This is a genomic window from Shewanella sp. SM68, assembly GCF_025653925.1.
Classification (GTDB): Bacteria; Pseudomonadota; Gammaproteobacteria; order Enterobacterales; family Shewanellaceae; genus Shewanella; species Shewanella oncorhynchi.
Window position 1 is genome coordinate 135469 of record NZ_JAKKRU010000002.1, and the last position, 26428, is coordinate 161896.

At 45.1% G+C, this 26428-nt stretch carries 24 protein-coding genes; 8 read left to right on the plus strand and 16 right to left on the minus strand.

Annotated features, from left to right (window positions below; genetic code table 11):
* Nucleotides 1–9: 9 nt before the first annotated feature.
* The 3 genes from L5M40_RS03735 to L5M40_RS03745 all read right to left on the minus strand — a co-directional run bounded on the left by L5M40_RS03735 (nucleotide 10) and on the right by L5M40_RS03745 (nucleotide 1542).
* Nucleotides 10–447 (minus strand): universal stress protein, encoded by a 438-nt coding sequence (locus L5M40_RS03735; RefSeq protein WP_028761701.1) that lies wholly within the window; start codon nucleotides 445–447, stop codon nucleotides 10–12.
* Nucleotides 448–618: 171 nt separating this feature from the next.
* Nucleotides 619–1050, minus strand: a complete 432-nt coding sequence (locus L5M40_RS03740; RefSeq protein WP_028761700.1) for a universal stress protein — start codon at nucleotides 1048–1050, stop codon at nucleotides 619–621.
* 108 nt (nucleotides 1051–1158) lie between these two features.
* Nucleotides 1159–1542 carry an STAS/SEC14 domain-containing protein gene (locus L5M40_RS03745; protein WP_028761699.1) on the minus strand — a complete coding sequence of 128 codons (384 nt, stop codon included), beginning with the start codon at nucleotides 1540–1542 and terminating at the stop codon, nucleotides 1159–1161.
* 226 nt (nucleotides 1543–1768) lie between these two features.
* Between L5M40_RS03745 and L5M40_RS03750 the strand changes: the two genes are divergently transcribed.
* The gene (locus tag L5M40_RS03750; RefSeq protein ID WP_263256259.1) at nucleotides 1769–3193 is read left to right on the plus strand and encodes a coniferyl aldehyde dehydrogenase; all 1425 of its coding nucleotides are present in this window, start codon (nucleotides 1769–1771) and stop codon (nucleotides 3191–3193) included.
* Between the two features lie 17 nt (nucleotides 3194–3210).
* Nucleotides 3211–3816, plus strand: a complete 606-nt coding sequence (locus tag L5M40_RS03755; RefSeq protein ID WP_263177438.1) for a TetR/AcrR family transcriptional regulator — start codon at nucleotides 3211–3213, stop codon at nucleotides 3814–3816.
* 147 nt (nucleotides 3817–3963) lie between these two features.
* Here the strand turns inward: L5M40_RS03755 and L5M40_RS03760 are convergent, their stop codons facing one another.
* The 10 genes from L5M40_RS03760 to L5M40_RS03805 form a co-directional block, all read right to left on the minus strand.
* Nucleotides 3964–4770, minus strand: a complete 807-nt coding sequence (locus L5M40_RS03760) for a CsgG/HfaB family protein (RefSeq protein WP_105251644.1) — start codon at nucleotides 4768–4770, stop codon at nucleotides 3964–3966.
* Complete coding sequence (locus tag L5M40_RS03765) at nucleotides 4770–5165, minus strand: curli assembly protein CsgF (protein WP_106649655.1); 396 nt, start codon at nucleotides 5163–5165, stop codon at nucleotides 4770–4772. Before L5M40_RS03765 ends, L5M40_RS03760 begins: the two co-directional genes overlap by 1 nt.
* 10 nt (nucleotides 5166–5175) lie before the next feature.
* Nucleotides 5176–5586: a curli production assembly/transport protein CsgE gene (locus L5M40_RS03770; protein WP_263256261.1), complete on the minus strand. Its 411-nt coding sequence runs from the start codon at nucleotides 5584–5586 to the stop codon at nucleotides 5176–5178.
* A 299-nt stretch (nucleotides 5587–5885) separates the two neighbouring features.
* Nucleotides 5886–7574, minus strand: coding sequence for a sensor histidine kinase (locus tag L5M40_RS03775; protein WP_263177435.1), 1689 nt, complete (start codon nucleotides 7572–7574; stop codon nucleotides 5886–5888).
* 71 nt (nucleotides 7575–7645) lie between these two features.
* Nucleotides 7646–9124 carry a sigma-54-dependent transcriptional regulator gene (locus L5M40_RS03780; RefSeq protein ID WP_263256262.1) on the minus strand — a complete coding sequence of 493 codons (1479 nt, stop codon included), beginning with the start codon at nucleotides 9122–9124 and terminating at the stop codon, nucleotides 7646–7648.
* Nucleotides 9125–9247: 123 nt separating this feature from the next.
* The gene (locus L5M40_RS03785; RefSeq protein ID WP_263177433.1) at nucleotides 9248–10447 is read right to left on the minus strand and encodes an FtsX-like permease family protein; all 1200 of its coding nucleotides are present in this window, start codon (nucleotides 10445–10447) and stop codon (nucleotides 9248–9250) included.
* Nucleotides 10448–10457: 10 nt separating this feature from the next.
* Nucleotides 10458–11768 carry an ABC transporter permease gene (locus L5M40_RS03790; protein ID WP_198571797.1) on the minus strand — a complete coding sequence of 437 codons (1311 nt, stop codon included), beginning with the start codon at nucleotides 11766–11768 and terminating at the stop codon, nucleotides 10458–10460.
* An 11-nt stretch (nucleotides 11769–11779) separates the two neighbouring features.
* On the minus strand, nucleotides 11780–12529 hold the full coding sequence (locus tag L5M40_RS03795) for an ABC transporter ATP-binding protein (protein WP_028761691.1): 750 nt from the start codon (nucleotides 12527–12529) through the stop codon (nucleotides 11780–11782).
* 85 nt (nucleotides 12530–12614) lie between these two features.
* Nucleotides 12615–12878 carry a hypothetical protein gene (locus tag L5M40_RS03800; RefSeq protein WP_028761690.1) on the minus strand — a complete coding sequence of 88 codons (264 nt, stop codon included), beginning with the start codon at nucleotides 12876–12878 and terminating at the stop codon, nucleotides 12615–12617.
* A 123-nt stretch (nucleotides 12879–13001) separates the two neighbouring features.
* The gene (locus L5M40_RS03805) at nucleotides 13002–14264 is read right to left on the minus strand and encodes an efflux RND transporter periplasmic adaptor subunit (RefSeq protein ID WP_263177432.1); all 1263 of its coding nucleotides are present in this window, start codon (nucleotides 14262–14264) and stop codon (nucleotides 13002–13004) included.
* Nucleotides 14265–14617: 353 nt separating this feature from the next.
* Between L5M40_RS03805 and pyrC the strand changes: the two genes are divergently transcribed.
* The 5 genes from pyrC (at nucleotide 14618) to L5M40_RS03830 (ending at nucleotide 22061) form a co-directional block, all read left to right on the plus strand.
* Nucleotides 14618–15649 (plus strand): dihydroorotase, encoded by a 1032-nt coding sequence (pyrC, locus tag L5M40_RS03810; protein WP_263177431.1) that lies wholly within the window; start codon nucleotides 14618–14620, stop codon nucleotides 15647–15649.
* Nucleotides 15650–15780: 131 nt separating this feature from the next.
* Nucleotides 15781–16827 carry a hypothetical protein gene (locus tag L5M40_RS03815; protein ID WP_263177429.1) on the plus strand — a complete coding sequence of 349 codons (1047 nt, stop codon included), beginning with the start codon at nucleotides 15781–15783 and terminating at the stop codon, nucleotides 16825–16827.
* Nucleotides 16828–17112: 285 nt separating this feature from the next.
* Complete coding sequence (locus tag L5M40_RS03820; RefSeq protein ID WP_263256264.1) at nucleotides 17113–17934, plus strand: toxin-antitoxin system YwqK family antitoxin; 822 nt, start codon at nucleotides 17113–17115, stop codon at nucleotides 17932–17934.
* Nucleotides 17935–18952: 1018 nt separating this feature from the next.
* The gene (murI, locus tag L5M40_RS03825) at nucleotides 18953–19765 is read left to right on the plus strand and encodes a glutamate racemase (RefSeq protein WP_263175773.1); all 813 of its coding nucleotides are present in this window, start codon (nucleotides 18953–18955) and stop codon (nucleotides 19763–19765) included.
* Between the two features lie 241 nt (nucleotides 19766–20006).
* A complete protein-coding gene (locus L5M40_RS03830) occupies nucleotides 20007–22061 on the plus strand; it encodes a toxin-antitoxin system YwqK family antitoxin (RefSeq protein WP_263256266.1) in 2055 nt (684 codons plus the stop codon).
* 203 nt (nucleotides 22062–22264) lie between these two features.
* On the opposite strand, the gene L5M40_RS03835 is transcribed toward L5M40_RS03830, so the two are convergent.
* Together L5M40_RS03835 and L5M40_RS03840 are read right to left on the minus strand one after the other, a co-directional pair.
* Nucleotides 22265–23407 (minus strand): glucosaminidase domain-containing protein, encoded by a 1143-nt coding sequence (locus tag L5M40_RS03835; RefSeq protein ID WP_263175776.1) that lies wholly within the window; start codon nucleotides 23405–23407, stop codon nucleotides 22265–22267.
* A gap of 263 nt (nucleotides 23408–23670) precedes the next feature.
* Nucleotides 23671–24585 (minus strand): LysR family transcriptional regulator, encoded by a 915-nt coding sequence (locus L5M40_RS03840; protein WP_263175778.1) that lies wholly within the window; start codon nucleotides 24583–24585, stop codon nucleotides 23671–23673.
* A gap of 96 nt (nucleotides 24586–24681) precedes the next feature.
* Here L5M40_RS03840 and L5M40_RS03845 point away from each other — a divergent pair, with 96 nt between their 5' ends.
* Nucleotides 24682–25749: a tartrate dehydrogenase gene (locus L5M40_RS03845; protein WP_263175779.1), complete on the plus strand. Its 1068-nt coding sequence runs from the start codon at nucleotides 24682–24684 to the stop codon at nucleotides 25747–25749.
* Nucleotides 25750–25877: 128 nt separating this feature from the next.
* Here L5M40_RS03845 and L5M40_RS03850 read toward each other — a convergent pair whose 3' ends face one another.
* Nucleotides 25878–26336, minus strand: a complete 459-nt coding sequence (locus L5M40_RS03850) for a GNAT family N-acetyltransferase (RefSeq protein ID WP_263175780.1) — start codon at nucleotides 26334–26336, stop codon at nucleotides 25878–25880.
* Nucleotides 26337–26428 lie beyond the last annotated feature (92 nt).

The window sequence follows — 26428 nt, forward strand, 5'->3', positions numbered from 1 at the left end:
CCCATAGTGTTATTTCACCACCAACACAGGGCACTTAGCGTACTTAACAATATCCTGTGTAACGTGGGGTTTTAAAAAGTCAGCTAAACCGCTGCTCCCATGACTAGCGATAACCACCATGCCCACATCAACGGCTTCCGCTAAAATCTCATCAATAGCATCACCATGGCGCACGACTAACTTAATATTGAGCCCTTCGGTAAGGTTCTGCTGCATTTCCTGCTGCAAACTTTGCATTTTTGCATCAACGAAAGCTTTGAGTTCATTTTCCAATGTAGCGGGAATATCGACCGCAATACCATAACAATGGGCGCCACGGGCAGGGCTAGTCACATGCAACAACCGAATATCGACTTGATAAACATTTGCCATTTCAACCGCATATTTTAACGCATGGGCCGCAGTGGATGAAAAATCCGTAGGGCATAACACTTCTTGAGTACGCATAAGCTTATCCATCATTTGAGTTTTTAATTAAGCTAATTATTAAGGCCAAAATACCACTATTTTATAGCAGTTTGCTATGCTTCTTGCGTACCCATTTCAATTAATTATTCTTTATCAATCAAAAAGAAAGGACGCTATAAGCGCCCTTTGGATTTATAGAGTCAAAGCCAGTTACTTAACCACAAGCACAGGACAAGCTGCACCATTCGCCACCGCTTCTGAGACATTGGTGTGTAAAAAATGCGAAATCCCAGTTCGGCCATGGCTAGCAATTACTACCATGCCAATGTCTTTACTGTTGGCCTCTTCTAAAATTTGATAGACAGGATCGCCACGGCGGATCAAGGTAGTGATGGGAAGCTCAGTATTCAATCCATCCAATAGTGCTCGCATTTTAGTTGCCGCCGCTTCCTCCATGCTTTTAGCAAGCTCTTCAGGGGTAATAGATAGAATCATAAAGTTTTCATCACCGATCGGCTGTTCAACCACATGTAAGATTTTTAGCCCTACATGGTATAGATTAGCCATTTCAATGGCATAGCTCAGTGCATGGGCCGCAGTTTCCGAAAAATCTGTGGGCCAGAGTATTTGACCTGTACGCATAATTTGTACTCCTTCTATGGCGCGAATGGATTGCTGGGTGAATCTTTACGGCGCTGCTATAACGCCCGATTTAGCGCATTGGCAGACCACAAACTTCATCTCACAACCTTAGTCTCTCAGCCAAGCAACAGCATCGCCATTATCAACAAAAAACCTTACCTCAGCAGGCGTAAACCAATTTGCCAATTTAGCCAACACTTCCTGCAAAGTCGTCTTACCGACGATGGCTATTTTCTCGAAATGACGAATATGCTTCACCCCAAGTTTGAGATCGTCCCAAGCAGCCTGTAGTTCCAAGCCTTCCAACTCGGTGACATCTACCAAGGCAAATATATCAGGATCTTTCACCCCAGCTAATGCAGACTCCAACACAGGCACCATCATTTCGTAGTCTTGATGAGTTAAGGTACCGATAGCTTTAAAGGTAACGAAAAAATCATCATCACCATAACGCTCAATACCAATCGAAATTCCATGCTTTAACAATGCCATACATACTCCTTATGTAACAACCCTTGATTTAGTGTAAAAGCTAACGCCACAACAAGCCGTGATCTTGCTCAAAAATACACCAGATACCTTGCACCATCTCACTAAGCAAGCTAGGATAAACCGACTAATCAGTCGGTACTGATTTAATAAAAGACTCAATCGAGACGATTACTTAAATAAAGTACCGAATAAGACTCAGCCTACCATTTCCCTTGGAGCAACCACTATGAATATGGCCACCGAACACCTTAATACTTCGCCACTGACTCAGTTGCTCCAACGCCAACGCAGCAGTTATTTAGCGGCGCCGAATCCTAATTACGCTACGCGAGTGGAGCAATTAACTCGACTTAAGGCGGCCATACTGCAATTTCAAACACCCTTAGTCGAAGCCTTAAGCCAAGACTACGGCCATAGATCGATTGATGACAGCCTGATCTCAGACATTATGCCTGTCATCAACAACATCAATTACAGCTTGAAAAACCTGAAAAAATGGCTCAAGCCCAGCGCTCGCCATGCGGGCATCTTACTCGCCCCCGCCAAAGTCACAGTGCATTATCAACCTTTGGGGGTGATCGGCATTATCGTGCCGTGGAATTTCCCCGTCATGCTGTCAATTGGCCCGCTAGTGACAGCTATTGCCGCGGGTAATCATGCCATGCTCAAAATGTCTGAATTTACCCCAGCAACCAACCAAGTGATCAAACAGTTATTGGCACAAGTCTTCGATGAATCCCACGTGGCGGTTATTGAAGGTGAGGCGGATATTGCTGCCCAATTTTCTGCCCTGCCCTTCGATCATTTACTCTTTACAGGCTCGACCACAGTCGGCCGCCATGTGATGCGCGCCGCAGCGAATAATCTCACCCCAGTAACACTCGAATTGGGTAGTAAATCGCCTGTGATTATCGCCCCCGATATGCCGCTTGAGATAGCAGTAGAACGAATGATTTACGGTAAGTGTTTGAATGCCGGACAAATCTGCGTCGCACCTGATTATGTGCTTTGCCCTAAAGCCAAGGTGGATGACTTTATCGCCGCCTACCAAGCTAAGTTTAAGGCCATGTACGGCACCATTAACCACAATAAGGACTATGGCAGCATCATTAATACACGTCAGTTTGACCGCTTGATGACAGTGCTCGAAGACGCCAAAGCAAAAGGTGCCCGTGTTATTTCGGCGACGGACGAAGCCATAGATAGCCAACATCGTAAACTCGCAACTCAGTTAATAACGAACACCAGTGAAGACATGCTATTGATGCAAGAGGAAATTTTTGGCCCATTGTTACCAATTATTAGCTACGACACCTTAGATGAAGCGATTCAGTACATCAACCACAGAGCCAGACCCTTAGCGCTGTATGTGATGAGTTTCGATGAGCCAACTCAGCAAAAGATCCTCCAGCAGACCCATTCTGGCGGTGTTTGTATCAATGAAACCGTGTTTCATGTCGCCGCCGACGATGCGCCCTTTGGCGGAATAGGCCCGTCGGGAATGGGGCATTACCATGGCAAGGAAGGCTTTTTGACCTTCAGCCACGCTAAAACGGTACTCAGCCGTGGCCGATTCAACACAGGCAAATTTGTTCACCCGCCCTACGGCACTTTTATCCAGCGCATCTTAATGAAGCTATTTTTGCGCTAGTCATTGGGGGATAAATCTTGAATAAACCATCAACAACACAACCCATTAAAACCATGACAGATAAACGCCAAGCTATTCTCGATACTGCCTTAGCGCTCTTTGTCAGCCAAGGATTTCATGGCACGTCTACCGCCTCGATTGCAAAACAAGCAGGCGTAGCAACGGGCACCTTGTTCCATCACTTTCCTTCTAAGGAAGCCTTGATGGAATCTTTGTTTCTTACCATAAAACAAGAATTTGCCGATGCCTTACTGTTAAACACCCATAAGGGCAGCGATCTTAAGCACAATGCCCTACAACTATGGCAAAGTGCGATAGATTGGTCGCTGGATAACCCTGTCAAGCAACTGTTTTTTCAGCAATATTCAATGTCACCCATGATTGCAGCTAAGGTGCGCGATCAAGCGATGAATAGCATCTTAGGCTTTATTAGCGAACTCATTAAGCAGGGACAAATGATGGGGCTAATCGCCCATTATCCAGTGGGATTGATGCTAGAAAACTGCCACGGCCAATATCTAGCAGCAACCCGTTTCTTTATCGATAACCCGCACTTGGGGACAGATAGAACATACCGCGATGCCAGTTTTGAACTGTTTTGGAAGGCCATGCAAGCGGACTAAAATAGCCTAATATCAACTGACTGCTGCAATATCTGCAATAAAAAACCGAGCCAGCTTAACTGGCTCGGTTTTCTTTTTCGCTATCGCGACTAAGTGCTAAAGCAGAAGCCTGCTTTGCTCTAGCATCTAATACCGACTTTCAAGCACCTAGCCCTGACTCAACTCTTGGGCTTTTTCTGCTGGCTGCGCCACTTGAGTTGGGCTCCAGTAACCTTGTTTGATGCCCTTATCAATCAGCTCAGCGACCGCCAATTCAATGGCTTGTAACACACAAAATTGCACTGGCTCATTGGTAGTAAAACCGACTTCAGCCTCAGCGAGTCGATTTAAACTCGTGTAACGGAACAAGCCCGCACGCATTTCTTGGGACAAGACTCGTTTGCTGGTTGAGACCGACATCATGACTTTACCTGTGTGTACATCCACGGCGCGTAGATAAATGGTCACCAGATCTTCACGGTACATTTCAGAGGCGCCAATGCCGTAGTATTCGACACCGCTACCGCCTGTACTAGTGTTGGTCTCATAACTAATCACTCCACCTTCGAGTAACAATCTGGCGGTGGATAATACGGGCACTTCATCGCCCTTAGTACCGCTCTGTTTATTGCTGATCTTACGCTCGGTAAGCAAATTTTGTAGCCCTTCACGCTCAACGGGTGTAAACCATTTAGAGTCGAGCAAAGTCTGCATCAACATCGATGTTGCGCCCTGAGTCACCGCGGTCGAAAACGAACTCACGTTAGCCTGCGGCTTATATTGGCCAGTTTGATCACGAAAGGAATACACGGCCACAGGGATAGGAAACTTAGGTCCAGGTTGAGTTTGCAGCCCACGCATCACCTCACTCAAGGGGTTAACCTCGGCAGCCGTGATATTTAAATCGGGTTTGGAGATCAGGCTACAGGCCGACACACTTAGCAGTAATAAACTCACTAACACTAGACGGGCCATTAGTTGACTCCTCCGAATGTCGGCATTTCAATCACAGTGACTTCACCGGTTTCAGTATTAGTAATAGTTAGCATCACGCCATTTCCCGTAGAAGCCACTTCAATCCGAAAATCACCTGTATCGTAAACACCATCGGTAATTTCACCATCAGCAACACCGCGGGTGATTGAGTTAATGATATTACGCTCTAGGGATTCTTTAAAACGGGTGACAAAGTCCTTCTCGGTCGAGGTAGATTTATTGTCATTCTGGGCTTGGGCTTTATTTAATAAGAAAGCCCCATTTTGTGGATTGCCGCCAAAGCTGGGATTCACTGGCGTATAAATCAATTCAGTGGCTTGGCCACTGCTTGCCACACATAGCGTGACAAGAGCAAGTAACGTCCTGTATGTCATTATTATTATCCTAAAAGTCGTCCGATGTTACTGAAAAATCACCTGTTATTGCATTGGCTCTGACTTGCGCTAAATAATCAATCGTGATCAAAATCGCCTGCTCTGCGCTCTCTTTAATCGGATTTGCACGACGACCAAAATGGGTGGTGTAAATCCGTGTCCCGTTTACTTCTAAAGTTAAAACGGTTCCAGCCTGCGGAAATACAGTCTCGTACAGAGTGACGTTAAAGCCTTGGGTAAAGGGCAATTCGCGCCAATAGCTTGAGTAGTAAAAGCCAAAGTCCTTACCAAACCGAGTCAAGGTTCTATCTATTACTAAGCCACTAATTTCAATGTCGTTATCGGCAATAGTGATAGGGGAAGCCAGCAGCAGGAATGGACATAAAACGTAAGTAAGCAGACGCTGTTTTAACTGTTTCACTTATCCCTCCTTAACCTTTTTAATCGAACCTTAAAAACCGCGCTAACCTCTGTTAGAACAAGGTGAGTTTTAACGCAAATTTTCGATAAAACAGGTTAACAGGGTTAAAGATCTCCCGTCATTACGCTGGGGGGCAAATTAGCCCGAAGAGCTAAGGTAAAAAGGCAAAAATAGCCCATTTGGCTAATACGCCAAGAGGCAGTTGAGGATAGGAGTTATGCTTTAAACAAGCGGATAAGATAAGCAATAAAAAATGCGACTTAAGAGTCGCATTACGGTGTTTATTCAAAACGCGAGCATTATTGTGGTAACCATAGTCGAACCAACAGGCCACCGTCACTGCGATTATGCATGCTAATACTGCCATCGTGGGCTTCGATAATTTCACGGCACAAAGGTAAACCTAAGCCTGTACCTGATTGTTTTGTTGAGTAAAACGGCAGTAGCGCCTGCTCTAATACTTCACCAGACATACCAGTGCCGCGATCCTCAATCACAATACTAAAACCTCCACCATCCACTAAGGTTTGATACCGAATCGACAGGGTGACATCCTCGGGGTTTGAGCCAGATTCATGGGCGTTTTTAAGTAAATTGAGGAGCACTTGCTCCATCTGTCCTTGGTCGAAATAGCCATCGACCTCAGGTAACTCATGAGTAAGTTTAAAGGGATAATGCTGAGTCAACTGGGCAGTAAATTGCGTCCAATTCACCTGACGCCGTTGCGGGAGCGGCAACTTAGCAAAACGGGCATAGTTAAAGATAAACTGGCTTAGATGACTGGTGCGATTCTCGATCGTATCGAAAATCAAAGTTAACTTCGGATTATCAATATCTTTAGTGAGCAGTCGGCCGGAGTTCACCATAGAGGCGATGGGCGCGACTGAGTTATTGAGTTCATGGCTAATAATGCGGATCACTTTCTTCCACACTGCCACCTCTTGACGATTAAGCTCGCGGGTCATCTGCTTGAGCAAAATCAAGTTATGCTGTTGGTTATTCAATAAAAAATGACCACGACTTAAATACCAAGTTTCCACATCATCTTCACCCATGGCGAAGAGTCCGTTCTTTTCATGTTTAAGCGCTAAGGCCAATACTTCGGGCAAATCCACCAGCAATTCATCTAAGCTCAAGCCTTCCATTCTGCCCTTTTTATGGAATAGGTGACGCGCCGCATCATTGGCGTAAATGAGCCGCTGATGATCGTCCAGTAACAACATCACATTGGGAGAACTTTGAATCACCTTATCCAGTAATAACTCCCGCTGGTAAATGTACTGCCTTTCTTGGCGTAATTTAGCAGCGCTATGGTTAAATAACTGCGCTAAGGTTTTGAGCTGACCTTCGCCATGTTCAGGAATACTCACACTAAAGTCATTATCACTAAAATTTAGCAAGCCGACTTCAAGGGAATCTAAACTGCGGCTTAGATGTCGAGTCAACCAAGCAATACCTAAACCACAGACAGCACAAGCGAGAAGCAACACGATCAAACCTTCACCTAAGGTCAAACTCGAGACACGCTCTCCCTTAGCTATATCAGCGGATATCGCAGGAGATACAGGTGCTTTGGGCGGTAAAATGGATAGCGGTTCTATACGTAAAGGCTCAACCACATGAGGAATAGAATTAAACAGCCCTTCTTTAAGTTGTTCTAACTTGAAGAGTTTTATTTGTAACTGCTCTTGTTTAAGTTGTTCAAGCTTTTGCAGCTCGGCTTTAATCTGCTCGGCCCTCTGGTGCGCTTGCATCGCCGCAGCCTCCTGCAATTGCTCACTATTGTTAAGGGCGAGTTCGATGGAGGCGACCGTTTTCTCAAGCTCCGCAAAATCGAGTTGCACATTCACATCAGGGATTTCAATCGTGTTAGACGTGGCAACAGACGAAGCATAGGGCGAGATATACTTCACCAAGGCAAAACTCAGCAAGACGCCAAAGGCGCAGCAAGCCATTGAAAAAATGATAATTTTAGTTCGAATTAACACTCAGATTCCTTAATCAATAGCCTTTCTCTCGCCTAGAAGCTGGGACTTGGGACCTAGCATCTGCACTTAGCCTATGACTTATCTAAACCAAACTTGTCCATCCGCCGATACAGCGCTTGGCGACTGAGTCCAAGCGCTTTTGCCACCCGAGCAATTACGCCATGATGCTGTTTTAGCGCCGCTTCGATATCTTCTCGGCTCACGTCTATCGCCTCATTGGCATCTGACACTTGGGCACGAACAGACTCATGATAAAATGCGGTATTTACGGGGATGGAAGCCGGCAAATAAACAGGCTGAGGATCAAACTGTCTCAAGCCAGATAGCCGCGACTCAGATACAGCCGAAACACTGGAAGCAGATTTGATGACACTCGCAACAGGTGCCAAACCAAAGTCAGCCTCAGTCAGCACATGGCTTTGCGCCAACAATACCGCTCGCTTACAGGCGTTTTCAAGCTCGCGCACATTTCCCGGCCAGCGGTGCTGTAATAACGCCTGCAACGCAGGTTTACTCAAGCTAAAATCGCTGCCAATAAAATGCTGCACTAAAGGTAAAATGTCATCGGTGCGTTGATTCAGCGGTGGCAACGCCAGTTCGATAACATTTAAGCGGTAAAACAAATCCTCACGGAATCGCCCTTCAGCGATATCTTGGGCCAGATCCGCATTGGTCGCACTGATCACCCGCACTTTTACTTTCTGAGTTTTATGGCTTCCTAAGCGTTCAAATTCGCCAGTTTGTAGCACCCGCAATAATTTCACTTGACCAGATAACGGCAAATTACCAATTTCATCTAGAAACAACGTGCCGCAGTCTGCCGCTTCGAAACGGCCAATACGCGCTTTAGTCGCGCCAGTAAAAGCGCCCGCCTCGGCACCAAACAGCTCGGCCTCTAATAAATCCATCGGCAAAGCACCGACATTGACCTTGATGAAAGGTTTGTTTTTTAAGGGTGAATTGGCGTGGAGAATATCGGCGAGTTTGTCTTTTCCCGCGACATTGGGGCCAGTGATCAAGACCGATACATCGGAGCGTGCCAGTTGCAAGGCTAAATCAATGCAACGCTGCATAGCACCGCTGCCAAAGACAATACCGCAGAGATCCGCATCGGCGATCGCCACTTGGCGTTGATGATTCACCCGCTCCAAGCGGTGGTTAGCACGGGAGAGTTTATAAAGCGCAATCAGATTAGTGATGCTATTTAGTAGCTTAGCGTCATCCCAAGGTTTGCCCATATAATCGGCGGCGCCCGCTTTGACTAATTCAACTGCCGTTTCGAGCTGGGTCCATGCCGTCATCAAAATAATCGGCAAATCCCCTTGGCGTTCGCGCAGGGCGTAAAACAGCTGCCGACCTTCCTCACCCGAGGTGGTATCTCGGGTAAAGTTCATATCTTGGATCACTAAATCCACATCTTGCGTCGTCAATAACCCAAGGGCGTCCTCTGGGCTATGGCAAATCAGCACCCGATAATCATTGAGTTCTAGCATCAAACCTAGGGCTTGGCAGATGGCATGATTGTCATCGACGATAAGGATAGTATCCATAAGTGTGAGTGTTGTCCTAAGTAAAACTGTTAACCGTAAAGTAACAAAAAGTGCAATAACATCCTATTGTTATCGCACTTTTGTCGAGCTTTTATCGCACCTTGAGTGACATCAAATATTCCGCTATACGCTGCGAGTTGCGGTTGCTGGCGAAATATTTGCCGCCTTACGCGCTGGTAAGTAAACCGCTAATGTGGTGACAATAAACAAACCTGCCACAGTAATTAGTGGGTAGCTTAAGTCCAACATAGGCAAGCTATAGATTTTCATTAACTGTTGGCCTAACTGTATCGCTAACAAGCCGCCCAGCACGCCTCCCGCTAAGCAAATCAAATAGTTCTCCACGAGGAAGTAACTGATAATATCGCGCTTTTTAGCCCCCAATGCACGGCGGGTACCTATCTGCTTAGTGCGGCGCTGGATATTAAACATCACCATGCCCGTTAAACCGAGCGAGGTGATCAGCAGCAGCAACACCACCATCATAGTTAGCACAGTAATCATCAATTTATGATCGCGATATGAACTATCTTTTAAGGCCTCGATTGACTTAAATCCATCGAGTACTCGGTTTGGATTCTCCGCCAGCAGCGCTTTTTTTATCGTGTCTTTAAGCTCGGCGTGAAACTCAGGTTTGGCCCGTACCATGTAAGAACTGCTGCCATAATCCACATTTTGAATCACACTATTTTCAAGGCTAGAACTGTCAATCCACGCGCCTTGCAGTTTTTCGACTACGCCAATCACAGTGATCTGTGTATCCTTGCCCTCGTACAACACTTTACCAAGTGCGGATTCATCAGGCCAAATGGCTTTGGCTAACACACTGGAGATGATCGCTAATCGGCTAGGGCTATCGAGGTTATCCTTAAGTTCATGGGGGTAAAAGTTACGCCCCTCAATCAGCTTAATGCCTAAGGTCTCAATGGTGTGATCTGTCCCTAAATACATGGCAAATTGCGGTGTCGATTTAGCGCTATCTGGGTCGGGGCCCAGATTTAACGTGCTCGACCAGCCGCCACCGCTTAACGGCAACATATTGGTTGAGGTCGCATCAATCACATTGGGTAGCCCCCGCAAAATTTGCTGATCAATTTTGTTTTGCGCGGTTTTATCAATCAATGGATCAAAGTTAAACAAGCTAAAGGTCAATACTTCTGACTCTTTAATCCCCGAATCACGCTGCATCAGGACTAAACGCTCTTGAATAATAAAGCTCGCATTCGCCACAATCGCCACAGACAAGATAATCTGAATAAGCAGTAAGATTGGGCCACTTTTACTGCGAAATAAACTGCTGAGAATAGGTTTAATATGCAACATAATAAGTCCCTTACTGGCTTTTTAGATAAACACTAGGTTTAGTGCGACACACCACCCATGCGGGATACAAGCCAGCCAACAAGGCTGTGCCTACCGCAATACTTGGGGTGATAATCCACATACTCGCCGATAAATGGGTTAAGCCCTTCGCGACCTCAAACTGGGCCGATAACCCATAAAGCGAAGCGTAGGCCCAAGCGAGTCCAAGCAAACCACCGAATAAGCCAATCATGCCCACTTCAACCATATATTGAGCGAAGATTTGACCACGGCTAGCACCAATAGCGCGGCGCACTCCCACCTCGGGAGCTCGCTTGAGGAACTTTGTCAGCATTAAACCTAATATATTGACTAAACAAACACTTAAAAACAGCGCACTCAAGCCAACCAAGATTTTATTGTCTTCGGGCACCACATGATTGTATTCAAGCCAAGTTGCCACATCGGATACTTTGACTGAGTCAGCGGCAGATTTATTATCCGTAAAACGGCCTAGGGCTTTTTGCTCCGCCACATAATTGCTGAGCCAAGAACGGTAACTGGCTACTGCATCTTTATTTGGTAACTCAACCCAATACAGCAGCCACACTTTTTCAGAGTTAAGGCGATCACTGTAACTATTCATCGTCTCAAACTTCCAACCTGACGTGTTACCCCATATATCAAACTCTTCGATAGGCGTCAGCGAAAACGGCACAAAAATTTGTTCCGTGTCGTTAAAGGCACCGTTAGTGGGATCATAATATTTAGGCTTAGGATCCCAAGCATCAATCACACCAACCACTTGATAAGGTTTACGATTAAGATAGATAACTTTGCCAACACTGTTTTGACCCGCAAATAACTTTTGATTGAGTTTATCGTTAATCACCACTTGATAAGCAGGCTCAGTGTCGACGGATTTATCCCACGCATTACCGTACAAAAATGGCACGTCAAACAGCTTAAAAAAGTCACTGTCCGTCACCCGAATGCTTTCTAAAATAGGCGCAAAATTGGCATCCTCCGTCTGCACTGCCATCCCAGTGCGAAACATCGCAGCTTGGCGTTTAGGTAAGGTATTGTTGCGCAGATTCATCGCGTCTTGGTAAGTCACTAACGAGTTTAACTCATCCCAAGAATCAGGGCCTTGGCTCCAAAGCTGTACCGCATTTAACTCATCAGAGCGTTCACCCGCAGGATTAAATGACATCATCTTGTACACGTTTAACGTAGTAATCGTGATACCAATACCAATCGAAATCGCCAACACCATCAACAGCGACAGCACTGGGGTTTTCTTAATGCTGCGCCAAGCTAAATCAACATAATAAAAGAACATAATGCATATCCTTAACGGTCGGCGTTGGCGACAAGTTTGTCGATATCAGTCGCAGCAGTGATGTCACTGACATGTCGATGACCTTGATGATACATAGTAAAATCACACACTTGACCATCGACAATTTGAATGTTGCGTTGGGCGCGTCGAGCGAGTTCAGGATCGTGCGTCACCATGATAATGGTCGTGCCCGCTTGATTGATATTTTCGAGTAATTCCATCACTTGACGTGCCATTAGGCTGTCGAGGTTTCCCGTAGGTTCGTCGGCAAGTAGGAAGCGTGGCTCCCCCGCCAAAGCACGAGCAATCGCCACCCTTTGTTGTTGTCCACCCGACAACTGAGTAGGTAAATGTTTAAGCCGTGAAGCTAACCCCACTTGCTCTAATGCCTCTTGTACACGACGTTGACGCTCCTTGGCATTAAAACCACGATAGCGCAGCGGCACTTCAATATTCTCAGCTAAGTTAAGATCGGGAATTAAGTTAAAACCTTGGAAAATAAAGCCAATTTTCTCATTTCGGATAGTGGCGCTCTTGTTATCGCTCAAGTTAGACACGTTAATCCCATCGAGAAAATAGTCACCGTGGGTAAAACCTTCGAGTAAACCTGCAATATTTAAAAAGGTGGTTTTACCCGAGCCAGAAGGACCTGTGACTGCGACAAATTCGCCTTCGTTCACCTCGAGGTTAAAATCGCGCAGGGCGTGGGTTTCTACTAAATCCGTTTTAAAAACCTTGCTCACATTCTTCATTGATAACATGTTAATTTCCTTTAAATAATCAAATCTATTTTTGCGCCTAGACTCTGCGTCTACACCTTAGGCATCGACTCATGTACGACCGTAATCAGCCAAAGAATGGCTCAACGACACACTCTAAAAACCACATAAAAGCGCCCAGCATAAGGTTGGCAGTTTCGGTGGAAACCTCACCCACTTGGCGAAACTCATCCAAAGGATTGCTCCATTCCAACAAATTGAGTCCGAGGAAAAACCAGCTATTGGCCTCACCGATACTTAGTTCCACCGCAACCACCAGTAATAGTAAGGCTAGTACTCCAAACATTTTGGATGACATCAACACGCTGATATCAAATTGTTTATCACGCATATCCGGCTCCTTTTCTTGCCTATGCCACCGAGTTTTTTTGTTACTACAGCGAGTCCCTACCGTTAGCCACTGCGCTGTTAAATTCATCAAATTGGTTGTTTAGTAATTTACGAATATCGGTCATCAATGAATTCTGACCTGTTCGGCGTGATTAAAGGGATCGACACTTGAAATAACCCACTCATCTCCGGCTTTGCCACCATCAAGCACTTCGACTTGGCTCAGGCTAGTACTGCCGAGCTTAACCTCACGACGACTGGCTAAATCGCCCTCGATTTGATAAGCCACATTACCCCCACCGCTGGTCATAAAGGCGCCGCGTTTTACCATAAGAACATTGGGTCTGTGCTCTAATAACACTCGGGCAGAGATGCGTTGATTCTGGCGCAGAGTTAGGCTGTCGCTTTGCTCAAATTGCACCCTAGCGGTCACTTCACGGTTACGCACTTCAGGGGAAATTGACGATAACTTGCCCATTAACTTAATACTGCCAAAACTCAACTCGACTTCCATGCCTAAACCCAGATCATCCGCATAGGATTCAGGCACGGCTAACTCGGCCTCATAGGCGCTTAAATCCACGACGGTTAAAATCGGTTGGTTAGCGCTAAGACGGGTTTTCTGCTCGGTAATCCAGTTACCGATAATGCCGTTAACAGGTGCAACAATATTCAAGGCATCGACTTGACGTTCTAATTCACGCACCGCGAGAGTTTGACGCTCAACTTCTAGGGCTTTATTTTTAATTTCAAAGGTTAACGTATCTTTCATTAACGCCACTTCTTGCTCGGCATGCTTAAACTTCAGCTTGGCTTTGTGTAAATCATCTTTGCCCTTTTCATAATCAATCTGGCCAATAAGCTGACTTTGAATCAGCTCCTCTCCGCGTCGACTTTCCCTATCCGCCGCTTCAAGATCGACCGTTGCGATATCTAAGGTTTGATAAGCTTGTAATTGATCGCGTCTTGCATCCAACTTAGCGCGCTCTAATGCACTCTCCATGCCCGCTAATAGGGACTTGGCTTGCTCTAGCTGATTAGTGAGTCTTGGACTATCGAGTTTGGCGACCACATCGCCCTTATTAACAGTATCGCCAGGATTGCTGAGCAGGGTCACTGTGCCTTCCTCTGTGCTATACAAAATAGGCGCATTGGCCGCCACGATTTTACCTGTGGTCGCCACATCGCGGGTTAACGTTCCAACGAAGAGTTTTGCAGTAGTGATGTCGCTGCGGCTTAAGGATTTGCTAACACTATCAGAGCCTAAACTTGCCCACACTAAGGCGCTGACTAATAAGGCGCAACCGCCAATGATCAGCGGTAACTTAAGACGTTTAGAGGTCGATGGCACAAGTACTGTATCTTGGCCGCTAGTATCTTTAATCATGGCTTTACTCGCTTCCCTGTTGGAATCATCAGTGCCGGAACGTATCAACGGACACTATTGGAAATCTCTACCCTAGAGTTAGCAAAGCCTATGCCAAACAAGTAAAATCATTTATTTTCATAACTTTAATAAAAAATCGCAGATAAAAGTGTCCGCGGACACTGGGGCTTTTATTTAAAAGTGTCCGCAGCAGTGAAATGAAAAGTGTCCGATTGAAAAAAGCAGTTCCTAGATTCTAAGGTCTAGAATCTAGATTTATTAACCAAAACAGCCGAGTTTCCCTTTACAGTAAAATCCTTGCCACATAAGATCCCGCCACCCTCGCAGCAAAAACGATCAAAAGACCAAACCCTATGACCACAATAACAATCACTCGCCCAGACGACTGGCATATTCACTTAAGAGACGGCGCCCAGCTTAAAGATACAGTACGCGATATCAGCCGCTATATGGGCCGCGCCATCGTGATGCCAAACTTAGTGCCCCCCGCTATCGATACCGAAACCGCACTGGCCTATTACGATCGCATTAAAGCGCAGGTGCCCGCGGGCTCACAATTCGAACCTTTGATGGTGTTGTATTTAACCGACAAAACCAGCCCAGATGAAATCCGCAAGGCTAAAGCTTCGGGTAAAATTGTTGCCGCTAAACTCTACCCAGCGGGCGCGACGACTAACTCAGATTCCGGCGTAACCGATGTTAAAAACATCTATCCCGTACTCCAAGCCATGCAAGAAGTCGGCATGCTGTTTTTAGTCCACGGTGAAGTCACAGATTCAGCCATTGATATTTTCGACCGCGAGCGTGTCTTTATTGAAAATATCCTCAGTAAAATTGTCGCCGATTTCCCAGCGCTTAAAATCGTGCTTGAGCATATCACCACCAAAGATGCAGTCGATTTTGTCACTCAAGCCTCAGATAATGTGGCTGCGACTATCACAGCCCACCATTTACTGTATAACCGCAACCACATGCTGGCTGGCGGTATTCGTCCGCATTTTTACTGCCTCCCAATTTTAAAACGCAGCACCCACCAGCAGGCGTTGTTAGGTGCAGCAGCAAGCGGCAGCAAGAAGTTTTTCCTCGGTACAGATTCAGCGCCACACGCCAAGGATAAGAAAGAAGCGGCCTGTGGCTGCGCGGGCTCCTACACGGCTCATGCCGCCATTGAGCTGTATGCCGAAGCATTTGAGTCGGTCAATGCGCTGGATAAACTCGAAGCGTTCGCAAGCTTTAACGGACCAGACTTTTACCATCTGCCACGTAATACCGATACGATCAAGCTGGTCAAAAAGTCATGGGATGTCCCTGCCACTTATCCGCTTGGCGATACTAACGTAGTGCCTATTCGTGCTGGAGAAGCCATTGATTGGCAAGTTGAGTAAGCCTTAAGTCTTTAACATCAAGTCGCCTACGGGCGACTTTTTTATCAGATTTTGATTTTTAATCCACAATCGGTCAGTATCCTGCGCTTAGAATACGGCCCTTAGTTATCACCTTTTAAGAGAAAATCAGTATGCCCACAAGGATGTTATTCTCCGTTTTATCTTCAAGCCTGTTGCTGACCGCCACGATCTCTTTGCCGACCTTTGCGGCCAATGAACTCACAGGGATCTGGCAGGGACAGTTAGGTAAAAGCAAGGTCAGAATTTGTTTTAATCAATATGGAACAGGCAGTTATTACTATCAACGCTACTTAACGCCGATAAAACTCGAGCAGCAAGATGAACTGTGGAAAGAAGAAGGCAATACCGGAAATTGGCAGTTTGATAGTGTCACGCCACAAAAACTGAGCGGCCATTGGTTTAAAGATACCGCGAGTAAATCGTTACCAGTGCAACTTGAGCGAGAAATCAGCCCTGATAAGGTTGAGGATTGTGGTGCCGATGCTTACAATCTACCGCTAGAAACCACGCCAAAACTCAGCCGAGGTAAATGGCAAAGCTACGAAAATATTGAGTATCGCCCGCTGACGTTTGGCACAGATGTAGGTATCGAATTTAAAGGCCCACAAACGGGTATATTGGCAATTAATCAATGGCTTGAACATAAGCTCACCGATGAAGTCCAACTAGCACAAACCTTTGACACTCGCCGCAGAATGCTGGCACAAATGGGCAGTTTTGCAACTGACGAAACCTTTGCCGAACCGATTTTTATTAATCAGCATTGGCTCAGTGTGCGCCTATATCGCTGGGCGGCAGGTTATGGCGCCAATGGTATCAGCCAAGAATTTGTGAGTTTCTCCCTTAACGACGGCAAACCTTTCCACCCATGGCAATGGTTTCTCGCCGATACTCAACCACAAAGTATGCTCGAGGGTATGAGTCATCCTTTACCCCCTGCATTAAGGGACAAATTGTTTGCTGGCAAAGCACCGGACGCAGAATGCCCCACATCAGACGGCTCGGGATATTACCAGCTCACCCTTGAGCCAAAGGGCATCAAATTCTGGGAAACGCCCCGCGGCGATGGCTGTGAAAATGAGTTTATCCTCAGCCCGCAAGAAGCCATGCCCTATGCCACGCAATGGGGACAGACACAGCTTAAGCTATTGGAATAGTGTACTTAACTGAGAAAATATTAGAGGGAAAGAAAGCAGTCATGGCGATGATAGTAGCGCGACGACAAGCACTCTTTCCCTCCCGACACAGCAATCCATTTCGAGCTAATTCATTTCAGTAAGGAATCACTTTGAGTAATTTAACCGCAAAAATAGCGACACCCGAGGCCTTAGTGCAAGCTCAGCTTGAAGCATAATATTTGAGCAAGGAGTGCCTACTACCTTGAAAAACACCGATGGTAGGTGTGAGAGCATTGAGAATTATAGATAAAAAAGGAGTTATCGATGAAGGAAATAGATTTTAATCAATTGCAAAATATAAATGGGATCTATTATGAAATAGATACACAAATACCTTTTACTGGGAAAAGTAAAAGGTATTATGAAAGTGATGATTGTGACGGATATAGGGAAATAACTTATAGAAATGGCCTAGAAGACGGTCCTTTTAAAACATATGATGAAGATGGTTTGCTATTGTTCGAAGGATCTTATAAAAATGGGTTGGAAGAAGGCCCTTACAAAAAATATTATGAAAATGGCGGAGTGGAGAAGGAAGGAAGTTATAGAAATGGATTAGAAGAAGGCCCTTACAAGATATTTTATAAAAATGGCGCTGTAAGGCTTGTAGGGAATTATAATAATGGATTAGAAGATGGTCCTTATAATAGATATTATGAAAGTGGGAGGATATTGAGAAAAGGAACTAAGAAAAATGGACTTCCAGAAGGAATTTGTGAATCATATTATGAAAATGGTCAATTGTGGGGAGTGGTTTTCTGTAAGGATGGTAAGCAGGAAGGCCTTTCTAGATATTATTATGAAAGTGGTCAGTTGTGGTGGGAGATGACGTATAATAGTGGTTTGGAAAATGGCCACTCTATACATTATTATGAAAATGGAAAGGTCAATTGTGATGCAATTATTGAAAATAATCTAAAAGAAGGTCCATATAAGCGATATTATGAAAGTGGTCAATTGATGGAGGAAGGGACTTATAAAAATGACTTATTAGAAGGAGTCCTTAAAAGCTATTGTGACGATGGGCAATTAGCATCTGAAGAGGTTTATAAAGATGGTCAATTAATCATGGTAAAAAATAAATAAAATTTAAATCTGCAATTCACTGAACCAGACTTATCTCGTCTGGTTCCCAGGGTAATCGCGTGAATGTTCATATTTTGTCCGCCTTGGCAAGCCCAGCCATTAATATCTTTTCAAGAAATGCGGTTTTCATCCAAGCTCGATTTCTTTTGGTCACTAGACTCGACTTGCTCGGCTAGGCTAGGCTAGGCTAGGCTAGGCTAGGCTAGGCTAGGCTAGGCTAGGCTAGGCTAGGCTAGGCTAGGCTAGGCTAGGCTAGGCTAGGCTAGGCTAGGCATTGAGCATATAAGCGAAAGTCAGGACTCCCATAACTCTTTTTCTGCTTTATTATCAATATTATCAAGACATCCATTGTTCATAGCCTGTACCTTAAGCATCTAAATGTGCCCATATCACCTCTAAGCTATTGTCGTGCTTTGTTTTTGACTGCTTGCTGCGATAACATTTGGTGGTAATAAATTCTATTGCCCAACTCAGATCGGCCTTGAACTGCGTATTACCACGCATGGCAGTAAAAAAAGCGGACAGCCATGAATTTTTTAAGAATCAACCATCTGACATACACAGGGATTAACCCAAATTAAGCACTATCATGGAAGTGACCGTCCGTGGCATGTTCGCTTATTCACATCCATGTGATCGCGACATTATTATGTCCTAATACAGCAGATTCCATGCTCGAGCATCAAGGGACGGACTTGCTGCGTGTCACTGGAATGATAGTGCTTAATGGATATGCGGAATTAAAGCTCCAGCAATATTTACAAACGCACGAAGGATTAAGTTGGCATCCAAACTAAACTGCGGACAAAACTGAGTATTCATGATCTCACCCTGCGGTAGATTGCATTAACTCACCAAAAGATTTTTTGTTTACGAAAAAGTCTTAACCAAACATATCCTCATTGATCAAAATAAGCTGAAAGAGCAAAATGCGCCTCTTGAAGACGTATGCCAATTCGACTAACGCTCCTGTGTCTATGGCAAAATTAAATGTGTTGATTATGTGAAGGTAGGTGCAATGGATAGCTCAATATTAGTTTTTGACTCAGGTTCGGGTGGACTGACTGTCGCAGCCGAAATAAAAAAGAGAATCCCCAACATACGGCTGAGTTACGTCTCTGACGCTGGCTTTTTCCCTTACGGAAAAAAGCCTCACGATATACTAAAAAAGCGAATTTTAGACGTTATATCCAAAGCAAGCTCACTGACTCAACCCGATATCATCGTTATCGCCTGCAATACAGCGAGTACCATTGCGCTAGACTTACTTCGTACTGAACTCAATATACCTATTGTCGGCGTTGTCCCTGCGATAAAACCCGCCGCTTCGTTATCAAAATCAAAGGTAGTGATGGTACTTGGCACTCACACCACGGTGAACTCAGCTTATGTGAAGATGCTGATCACGAATTTCGCCACAGAATGTAAGGTTTTAGTAGAAGACTCTGAAGTGCTGGTTCTCGCCTCAGAGCAAAAACTTCTCGGCAATGGGTTTGATCCCGACATTGTAACTCAAGAAATTCAGCGTATTTTTAGCAAACCCGATGCATTTAATACCGATGTATTAGTGCTGGCTTGTACTCACTTTCCACTTATCAATGCAGAAATCAAAAATGCCCTTCCCCACCACGTTACCGTCATTGATTCTGGATTAGCGATTGCTAATCGAACGCACTCATTATTGAAAATAGAACACCAAGCGTGTAGCCCGATACTCGATCCAGAAATAACGTTTTACACCACTGGGTATGTAGATTCAGAACAAGCGAAACAAAGCAAAATTGAAGCACTGCTTCAGTGCTCCATTAAATTTAAGCAGCTGTTATTGTAATATTTTTAGCTCATTTTCTTTTAAAACCCGTTTTCAAAGAAATCTAAATGATTATCCTAAAAGACACCCGCGAAATAAATGCTATATACCATCGCTGATTGTTAAATATTGGATCTTAACAGGCTGCTATTGCGGCCTTTTTTGTATCAGCTACTTCCTGAAGTGCTTGTCTTCGCATAAAATTCGGCCCGTTTACTGGTGCGCATGAGGCGCAAGTTATCGGTATAAAAGGTGTAGTTAAATGGAACTTTCGATTCGCAGTTTATTCACTGCAGCGGGCATGGTGTTGTTATCCTCTTTAATGGTTATTCCTGCGGCAAGCGCTGCGGGCAAAGCCGTCCATCCCACTGTCGATTTACCGAATGGCCAATGGCTTAATTTTCACCAAAAAGACAATCAAGTGTGGAGCGAAATGTCCGACGGCGATGCGCCCGGCGTACATCTCGATGATTATGGTGCGGCTGAAATTGTGGCCGTTTTTTACTGTGACTTTGATAAGGGTGGCGACAAAGAAGTCGTGGTCATGCTTAAAGATGCTGATGGTCAGCATTTACGGGGTTATGGTTTTGAGGATTCAAAGCTCACTAAGCTGCCACGCCTTCAAGTTGTGCTGGATGAAGTCGCCCCGACGTTATCGTCATTTACCGTCAGCGACATCCGCAAAGTGTTAAACCAAATTCCGCCGCAGCAATATCGCATGACCTATGATGTTGAGGCGATAGAAGATCCCGCCATTAAAGCGATTATCGATGGGTCAACCAAGCTCAAACCAACCTTAATCGGCTATCGCAATGCTAAAGGTTTACCCGCCGATGTGAAAACCGCAGACGAATATAAATTACGTTACCCCCTCACCCGCAAAGATAAAGATGCCCAAGGCCACGAGCATCAATACAGCTTAGTGACCCACTTTTATCGCAATGATTATCGCGAACAACAGGGCAGTTTTGTGTTGGTGAGCGTTGTCTTTGAAGCCGATGATGTGAACTGGCTAAACAGCGGTGAGAGTGAAATCCCAAAAACGGGCCCAGCTTATGATTATATGAATCTCGGTGGTTCTTGGGCTGGACTTGCGCTTGAAAGTCATTATGCCCAAGGTGTGCTCGATGGCCCCTATATCGCCTACGATAACCGTAATGCCAATATCATGTTGAATGGTCAGTACAAACAAGGCAAAAAAGTCGGTAAATGGATGGAGGCTGACGGCCAAGCAAGCTATTGGGAAGGTGAATATCTTGACGGTAAAAAGCAAGGTAAATGGATTGCACAGTCCATGTTCGATGAGGCAGATAACTACGGTTTTGCCCATTACAATCAAGGAGTGCTCGATGGCCCCTATGAAATCTATGAGCCCGAATATGGCGAAAGCACAGGTGATAAGCGATTGTCTGAAAAAGGCATTTATCGCAATGGTGTCAAAGACGGTGAATGGCTTGAGAGCAATGGCAATAAAGGTCACTATCAAAACGGCATTAAACATGGCCCTTGGGTAGATAAAGTCTCGCTTGGCGAATACCGCAACTATGTGGGTAACGGGGCTTACCTTGATGGCAAGCGCACTGGCCCTTGGGTATTTAAAACTGACAAGAAATCACGGATCGAAGTGACTTATCTCAATGGATTACGCGAAGGTGGAGAAAAACTAATCAGCGATGAAAATGTGCTCTTTGCCAATAAGCATTATAAGCAGGGCCTGCTCGATGGTCAGAGTATTTGGTACTCAGCACAGGATGTTGCCAGTGGCATTAGGCACTATCGCAAAGGTGAGTACCATGGCATGCAGGCGATTTTTGATCCTAACCACAATCATAGGCTTATGGAGTTAAGTCATTATGAATATGACGAAACCTTGCCCGTCAAGCCCTCTCAGGACGAGTGCATAATGCGAGAAAATCCCTATAGCAATGACAGTAAGGACATACTGAATCCCCCCTTTAGAAATACGCCGTCAATTAAGCATGGGGAACAATATTATTATGATAGTAAAGGAAAATTATACAAATTTTCTGACTACCATCATGGCAACCTCATCAAAGAATATGAATTCGATGAAGAGGGACATGTCCAAAAGCTGCAAAATAATGAACAGGGGCAAGACAGTCAAATCAGCATCCGCTACAAGAAGGATGGCGGTTATTCACTGTCCAATTACAGCGACAATGAGCAACGTGGCTGGACATATGAAATCGATAACAAGGATCGATTACTGTCCCTGAAGTATTACCACGATGGTGAGAAAAAGGGGTTTATCATCCGCTATAACACAGATGGAAGTTATGCGATTACAGAAAGGTAAACATTAATATCGAACATCAGGCACTGCTTATCCTTTTATCCTAATAGTTAACTCAAGACCTTGAAGACAATTACCAGCAAAAAGGTAAAGTTTAAAATTGGGATATAGGGTAATGCGGATGCCCTTGATTAAATTGACCGATATAAGCCTAATTTAAGTGCGCTTTATTCAGGCTAAGTAAAAATGGTTATTTTACCAATCACTTAGTTTGTTCTTGTTAATAGATGTAATGGCGCGTCATCACTTAAATAAATATCATCCACCAGATATAGCTTATTAGTACGGATCATCTGACGAATCGCCTCAACATAGGCGTGCCCACGCTCCGAATATCGGTCTAACGTCCCTGCGAGTGCAGAGCCTGTCACAGCTTGATTAGCTTGTCTTGATTGGGCACGAAAATCTCGCATCTTCTGATAAGCATTATGGGTATTCAAATTCAACAAATACCCTTCCACCGAAGCAAATGGTGTATCGAATCGTGCTAAACCATAATTGCCTAAACCTTGGCGCTTTTGCCTAGGTTCCATACCATTACCCTTGAAATCCCACTGCCCAAATAATGCATTACCTTCACGGGCAAATCGCGATGTGCCCCAACCGCTTTCTTTTGCCGCTTGAGCTAACACTAACGATGGCGGCAGGATATCCACCCTTTCAAGTAGCATTTGTCTTTGGGCTTCTAACAGCGGTTTATCTTCACTGCTTATTACTTTGTACTTTACCCCTAAGGCTAATAACGCAATATCATCGAGGGGGGCAGACATAATGACCTGTCTTTCTTGTAAAATTTTCTCATTCGCCAATAAGACTAAAGGGGCAATCATTCTAAGAAACACCATTTTCTTTTGCTTCACCGGGAGTTGGCTTGACACTGAACTCCAGCCCTCTCCCACGGCATCAAAGGTCAATCTAGGGACCGATTTATTACCATCACGAAAGCTTTCTGGCGTGTAATTAAGCGAGTCAAACAAGCCCATGAGTTCATCGAGAGAACTGATATTCAGACTCAGTTGTTTAGCCTCTGGATTGTCTAAGGATGACTGCTCAAGCATTTTTGGGGATGAGAAATGTTCAGCAACCGTTGGATTTGCAACAGCACCTTGATTCGCTTGCACCAAGGAAGTCGTCATCAGTTTTGGCAAACTCTGCATATGATGCTGAGCACTCTGACTGGCAACTAAAGAATTGGAAGCCGTCTGAGACTGAAAACCAAGAGCATCAACTGGCAGCCTATTTGAAATCAGCTTAGTTACTCGCGTTTCTTGCACATACACCGAAGAGCATAAAACAGACAAAGCAATGAGTACGAGCATAGCAACGGGAAGCTTAAACTTTATAAACATGGTATCTCTTTAACTAAGGTAAAACGGTTGCAATGGGATTAGCCAATACATCGGGGGCGTAAGGTAACAGTAAAAACCTGACAGTTTGCTTAATAGATATACAAAATGACCTATTACGATCATTTTTTAAGGAGAATAGGACGAGCGTCTTCTTGGCCGCCTCTTGACCCAATGTCAGCAATTAAATCCAACACCTTGATTTATTTAAACTCAATATGAAAATAGCGAGCGTTCACTCGCCAATAGAGCTTGGCGAAATAAAATCAACTTATTCCAGTGCCAGCAAAACGAGGTAATGCCTCTTCAAGATAGGCGACGCAGGTGCGAAGTTTGGCAGACGTTTCTAATCGTGAAGCATAAATTACATGAATTTCAGCGGATTGATGATACTCGGGGAGTAATCTGACTAATCTGCCACTTAAGAAATCTTGCTGTAAATCCCAGATGGAGCGCAACATAATACCGTGGCCTTTAAGGCACCACTGCTTAGCGACTGTGCCATTATTGGTCATCAAGGAAGCCGCTAAATCAACCGAGGCTATGCCAGCCGCACTTTCCAATCGCCACACTCTATGGTTTTGATCGCGCTCGCGGATCCCTATGCACTTATGCTCGGCTAATGCCGCGAGATTGTTTGGCATGCCATGCGTGTCGATATAGGTCGGCGATGCCGCCAATACCCGATAATTACTCGCAAGACGCTTAGCTATCATTTGCGGTGGCAATTCGCCACCGACACGGATCTCCAGATCAAAACCTTCAGAGACCAGATCGACCGGGCGGTCGAGCAACTCTAAATCAACTTCTAATTCGGGATAGTGGAACACGAGGTCTGAAATAATCGGCGCAATACAGTGGCTGCCAAATCCTGTGCTAGTTGCAATACGTAATCGCCCCCGTGGCACTTGCTGCTCTAAGCTAATTTCAAGGCTCATTTGCTCCATGGTATCGAGCAAACGTTCGGACCATTCCAAGGCAATCTTGCCCTCTAAGGTGAGGCTGACACGTCTGGCAGAACGCAGAAACAAGCGCACTCCGAGCGCTTTTTCTAATAGACCAATGCGTTTACTCACATACGCTGGAGAAAAAGATAATTGCTCCGCAGCGGCTGTAAATCCCCCGCTTGTTGCGGCGATAACAAAGACCCGTAAATCTTCAAGTGGCGGCAGTTGACTCACGATTCGTAATCCTTAACAAAACATTTAGCCTATTCATACACGATACGAATATGGAATAACATACTAAAAACGCAAAATCCCCTATTGGAGTCGAAGATGTCTAAGGTAAAAATCGCCGTAATTGCCGGAGATGGCATAGGTACTGAAGTGATCCCCGAAGGGATACGCACACTCGAAGCCGCAGGAAAAATCTTAGGTGTGGCGTTTGAGTGGACCTACTTCGACTGGTCCTGTGAAACCTACCATAAAACCGGTCGCATGATGCCAGAGGATGGACTTAAGCAACTAAAATCCTTTGATGCCATCTACTTAGGCGCTGTTGGATTTCCAGGAGTTCCCGACCATATTTCACTCTGGGGATTGCTGCTACCGATCCGCAGAGCCTTTGAGCAATACGTGAACCTTAGGCCTATTCGGTTATTTGAAGGCGTGCCCTGCCCACTCGCGGGTAAAAAGCCCGGCGATATCGATTTTTATGTAGTACGTGAAAACGTGGAAGGCGAATATTCCGCCGTCGGCGGCATTCAATATGAAGGCACTGAACATGAGATTGTCTCCCAGCAGAGTATTTTTACCCGTCGTGGCACAGATCGCATCTTAAAATATGCCTTCGATTTAGCCCAAAGCCGCGAGGCAAAGCACTTAACCTCGGCGACCAAATCCAATGGCATATTTCACTCTATGCCTTATTGGGATAGTCGCGTCGGGGAAATGGCAAAACAGTATCCCAATGTTAAGGTCGACCAATATCATATCGATATTCTGACGGCAAATTTCGTGCTGAAACCCGAGCATTTTGACGTGGTTGTTGGCTCAAATTTGTTTGGCGATATCCTGTCTGATCTTGGCCCTGCGTGCACTGGCACAATTGCCATTGCCCCTTCGGCGAACATCAATCCAAGCAAGGAATTTCCGTCGATGTTTGAGCCGGTACATGGTTCGGCGCCGGATATTGCAGGCCAAGGTATTGCCAATCCTTTAGGCACAATTTGGGCTGGCGCTATGATGATGCAACATTTAGGTTATGGCGCAATGCACGACCTGATACTCAGCGCGATAGAAAACGTATTGAAAGATAAGCAGTCTTTAACCCGCGATATGGGCGGAACGGCGAATACTCGGGAGCTGACCGATGCGGTGATCGCTGCGATTAGTCGCAATTAAAACGTGCATTAAAACCTAATGCTAAAAGCCCTTTAGCATTAGGATTGAAAGGATTTTAGACTATCAAGCCGCTGATAATAAACGCATCAATAAGCTAACCAGTTAATGCGTTAATTAAAGGCCCTTCCTTACAGCGGCATTCTGTACTCAATGACTCCCGGTTTTTCACCAATCCAGTTATAGAGTTTTTGCGCGGTTAAATTTGTTTCCTGTGTATGCCAGTACAGGCGCGCACACTTGTGTTCAATGGCCGCTTGCTTTACATACTCAATCAATTGTTTTCCAACATGTTGACCCCTTGCCGTTGGGGCAACAAACAAGTCTTCAAGATAACAATAATCCGTTTCGGCCCATGTAGAACGATGAAAAATATAGTGTACAAAACCGAGTAAGTTTTGGCCCTCTCTTGCGACGGCGCAATAAATAGGTTCTTGGTCATCGAAGAATCGGCGCCACGTGGCTTGGGTGGTCGCTTCTGATAACGCCACTTTGTAAAAAGTCTGGTAATCACGCCAGTGTGGTAACCAGAGTGAATAGTCTGTTTCTTTAACCATATCAATGGTTACTGTTAGTGATTGGCTGGACATTAGCGCACTCCTTGAAATTAAGTAAATGGTCTCAGTTTTACTGAAGCAAGATTCTAGATTCAATTGTGGTACCGCATAAGGTACACTTTTTG

Bases quoted from the DNA above. Each gene is read 5' to 3' on its own strand.
- L5M40_RS03750 (WP_263256259.1), top strand. From the start codon at position 1,769: ATGAATATGGCCACCGAACACCTTAATACTTCGCCACTGACTCAGTTG.
- L5M40_RS03815 (WP_263177429.1), top strand. From the start codon at position 15,781: ATGCCCACAAGGATGTTATTCTCCGTTTTATCTTCAAGCCTGTTGCTG.
- L5M40_RS03760 (WP_105251644.1), bottom strand. From the start codon at position 4,770: ATGGCCCGTCTAGTGTTAGTGAGTTTATTACTGCTAAGTGTGTCGGCC.
- murI (WP_263175773.1), top strand. From the start codon at position 18,953: ATGGATAGCTCAATATTAGTTTTTGACTCAGGTTCGGGTGGACTGACT.
- L5M40_RS03740 (WP_028761700.1), bottom strand. From the start codon at position 1,050: ATGCGTACAGGTCAAATACTCTGGCCCACAGATTTTTCGGAAACTGCG.
- L5M40_RS03745 (WP_028761699.1), bottom strand. From the start codon at position 1,542: ATGGCATTGTTAAAGCATGGAATTTCGATTGGTATTGAGCGTTATGGT.
- pyrC (WP_263177431.1), top strand. From the start codon at position 14,618: ATGACCACAATAACAATCACTCGCCCAGACGACTGGCATATTCACTTA.
- L5M40_RS03780 (WP_263256262.1), bottom strand. From the start codon at position 9,124: ATGGATACTATCCTTATCGTCGATGACAATCATGCCATCTGCCAAGCC.
- L5M40_RS03735 (WP_028761701.1), bottom strand. From the start codon at position 447: ATGCGTACTCAAGAAGTGTTATGCCCTACGGATTTTTCATCCACTGCG.
- L5M40_RS03795 (WP_028761691.1), bottom strand. From the start codon at position 12,529: ATGTTATCAATGAAGAATGTGAGCAAGGTTTTTAAAACGGATTTAGTA.
- L5M40_RS03785 (WP_263177433.1), bottom strand. From the start codon at position 10,447: ATGTTGCATATTAAACCTATTCTCAGCAGTTTATTTCGCAGTAAAAGT.
- L5M40_RS03845 (WP_263175779.1), top strand. From the start codon at position 24,682: ATGTCTAAGGTAAAAATCGCCGTAATTGCCGGAGATGGCATAGGTACT.
- L5M40_RS03790 (WP_198571797.1), bottom strand. From the start codon at position 11,768: ATGTTCTTTTATTATGTTGATTTAGCTTGGCGCAGCATTAAGAAAACC.
- L5M40_RS03820 (WP_263256264.1), top strand. From the start codon at position 17,113: ATGAAGGAAATAGATTTTAATCAATTGCAAAATATAAATGGGATCTAT.
- L5M40_RS03850 (WP_263175780.1), bottom strand. From the start codon at position 26,336: ATGTCCAGCCAATCACTAACAGTAACCATTGATATGGTTAAAGAAACA.
- L5M40_RS03830 (WP_263256266.1), top strand. From the start codon at position 20,007: ATGGAACTTTCGATTCGCAGTTTATTCACTGCAGCGGGCATGGTGTTG.
- L5M40_RS03805 (WP_263177432.1), bottom strand. From the start codon at position 14,264: ATGATTAAAGATACTAGCGGCCAAGATACAGTACTTGTGCCATCGACC.
- L5M40_RS03765 (WP_106649655.1), bottom strand. From the start codon at position 5,165: ATGACATACAGGACGTTACTTGCTCTTGTCACGCTATGTGTGGCAAGC.
- L5M40_RS03835 (WP_263175776.1), bottom strand. From the start codon at position 23,407: ATGTTTATAAAGTTTAAGCTTCCCGTTGCTATGCTCGTACTCATTGCT.
- L5M40_RS03800 (WP_028761690.1), bottom strand. From the start codon at position 12,878: ATGCGTGATAAACAATTTGATATCAGCGTGTTGATGTCATCCAAAATG.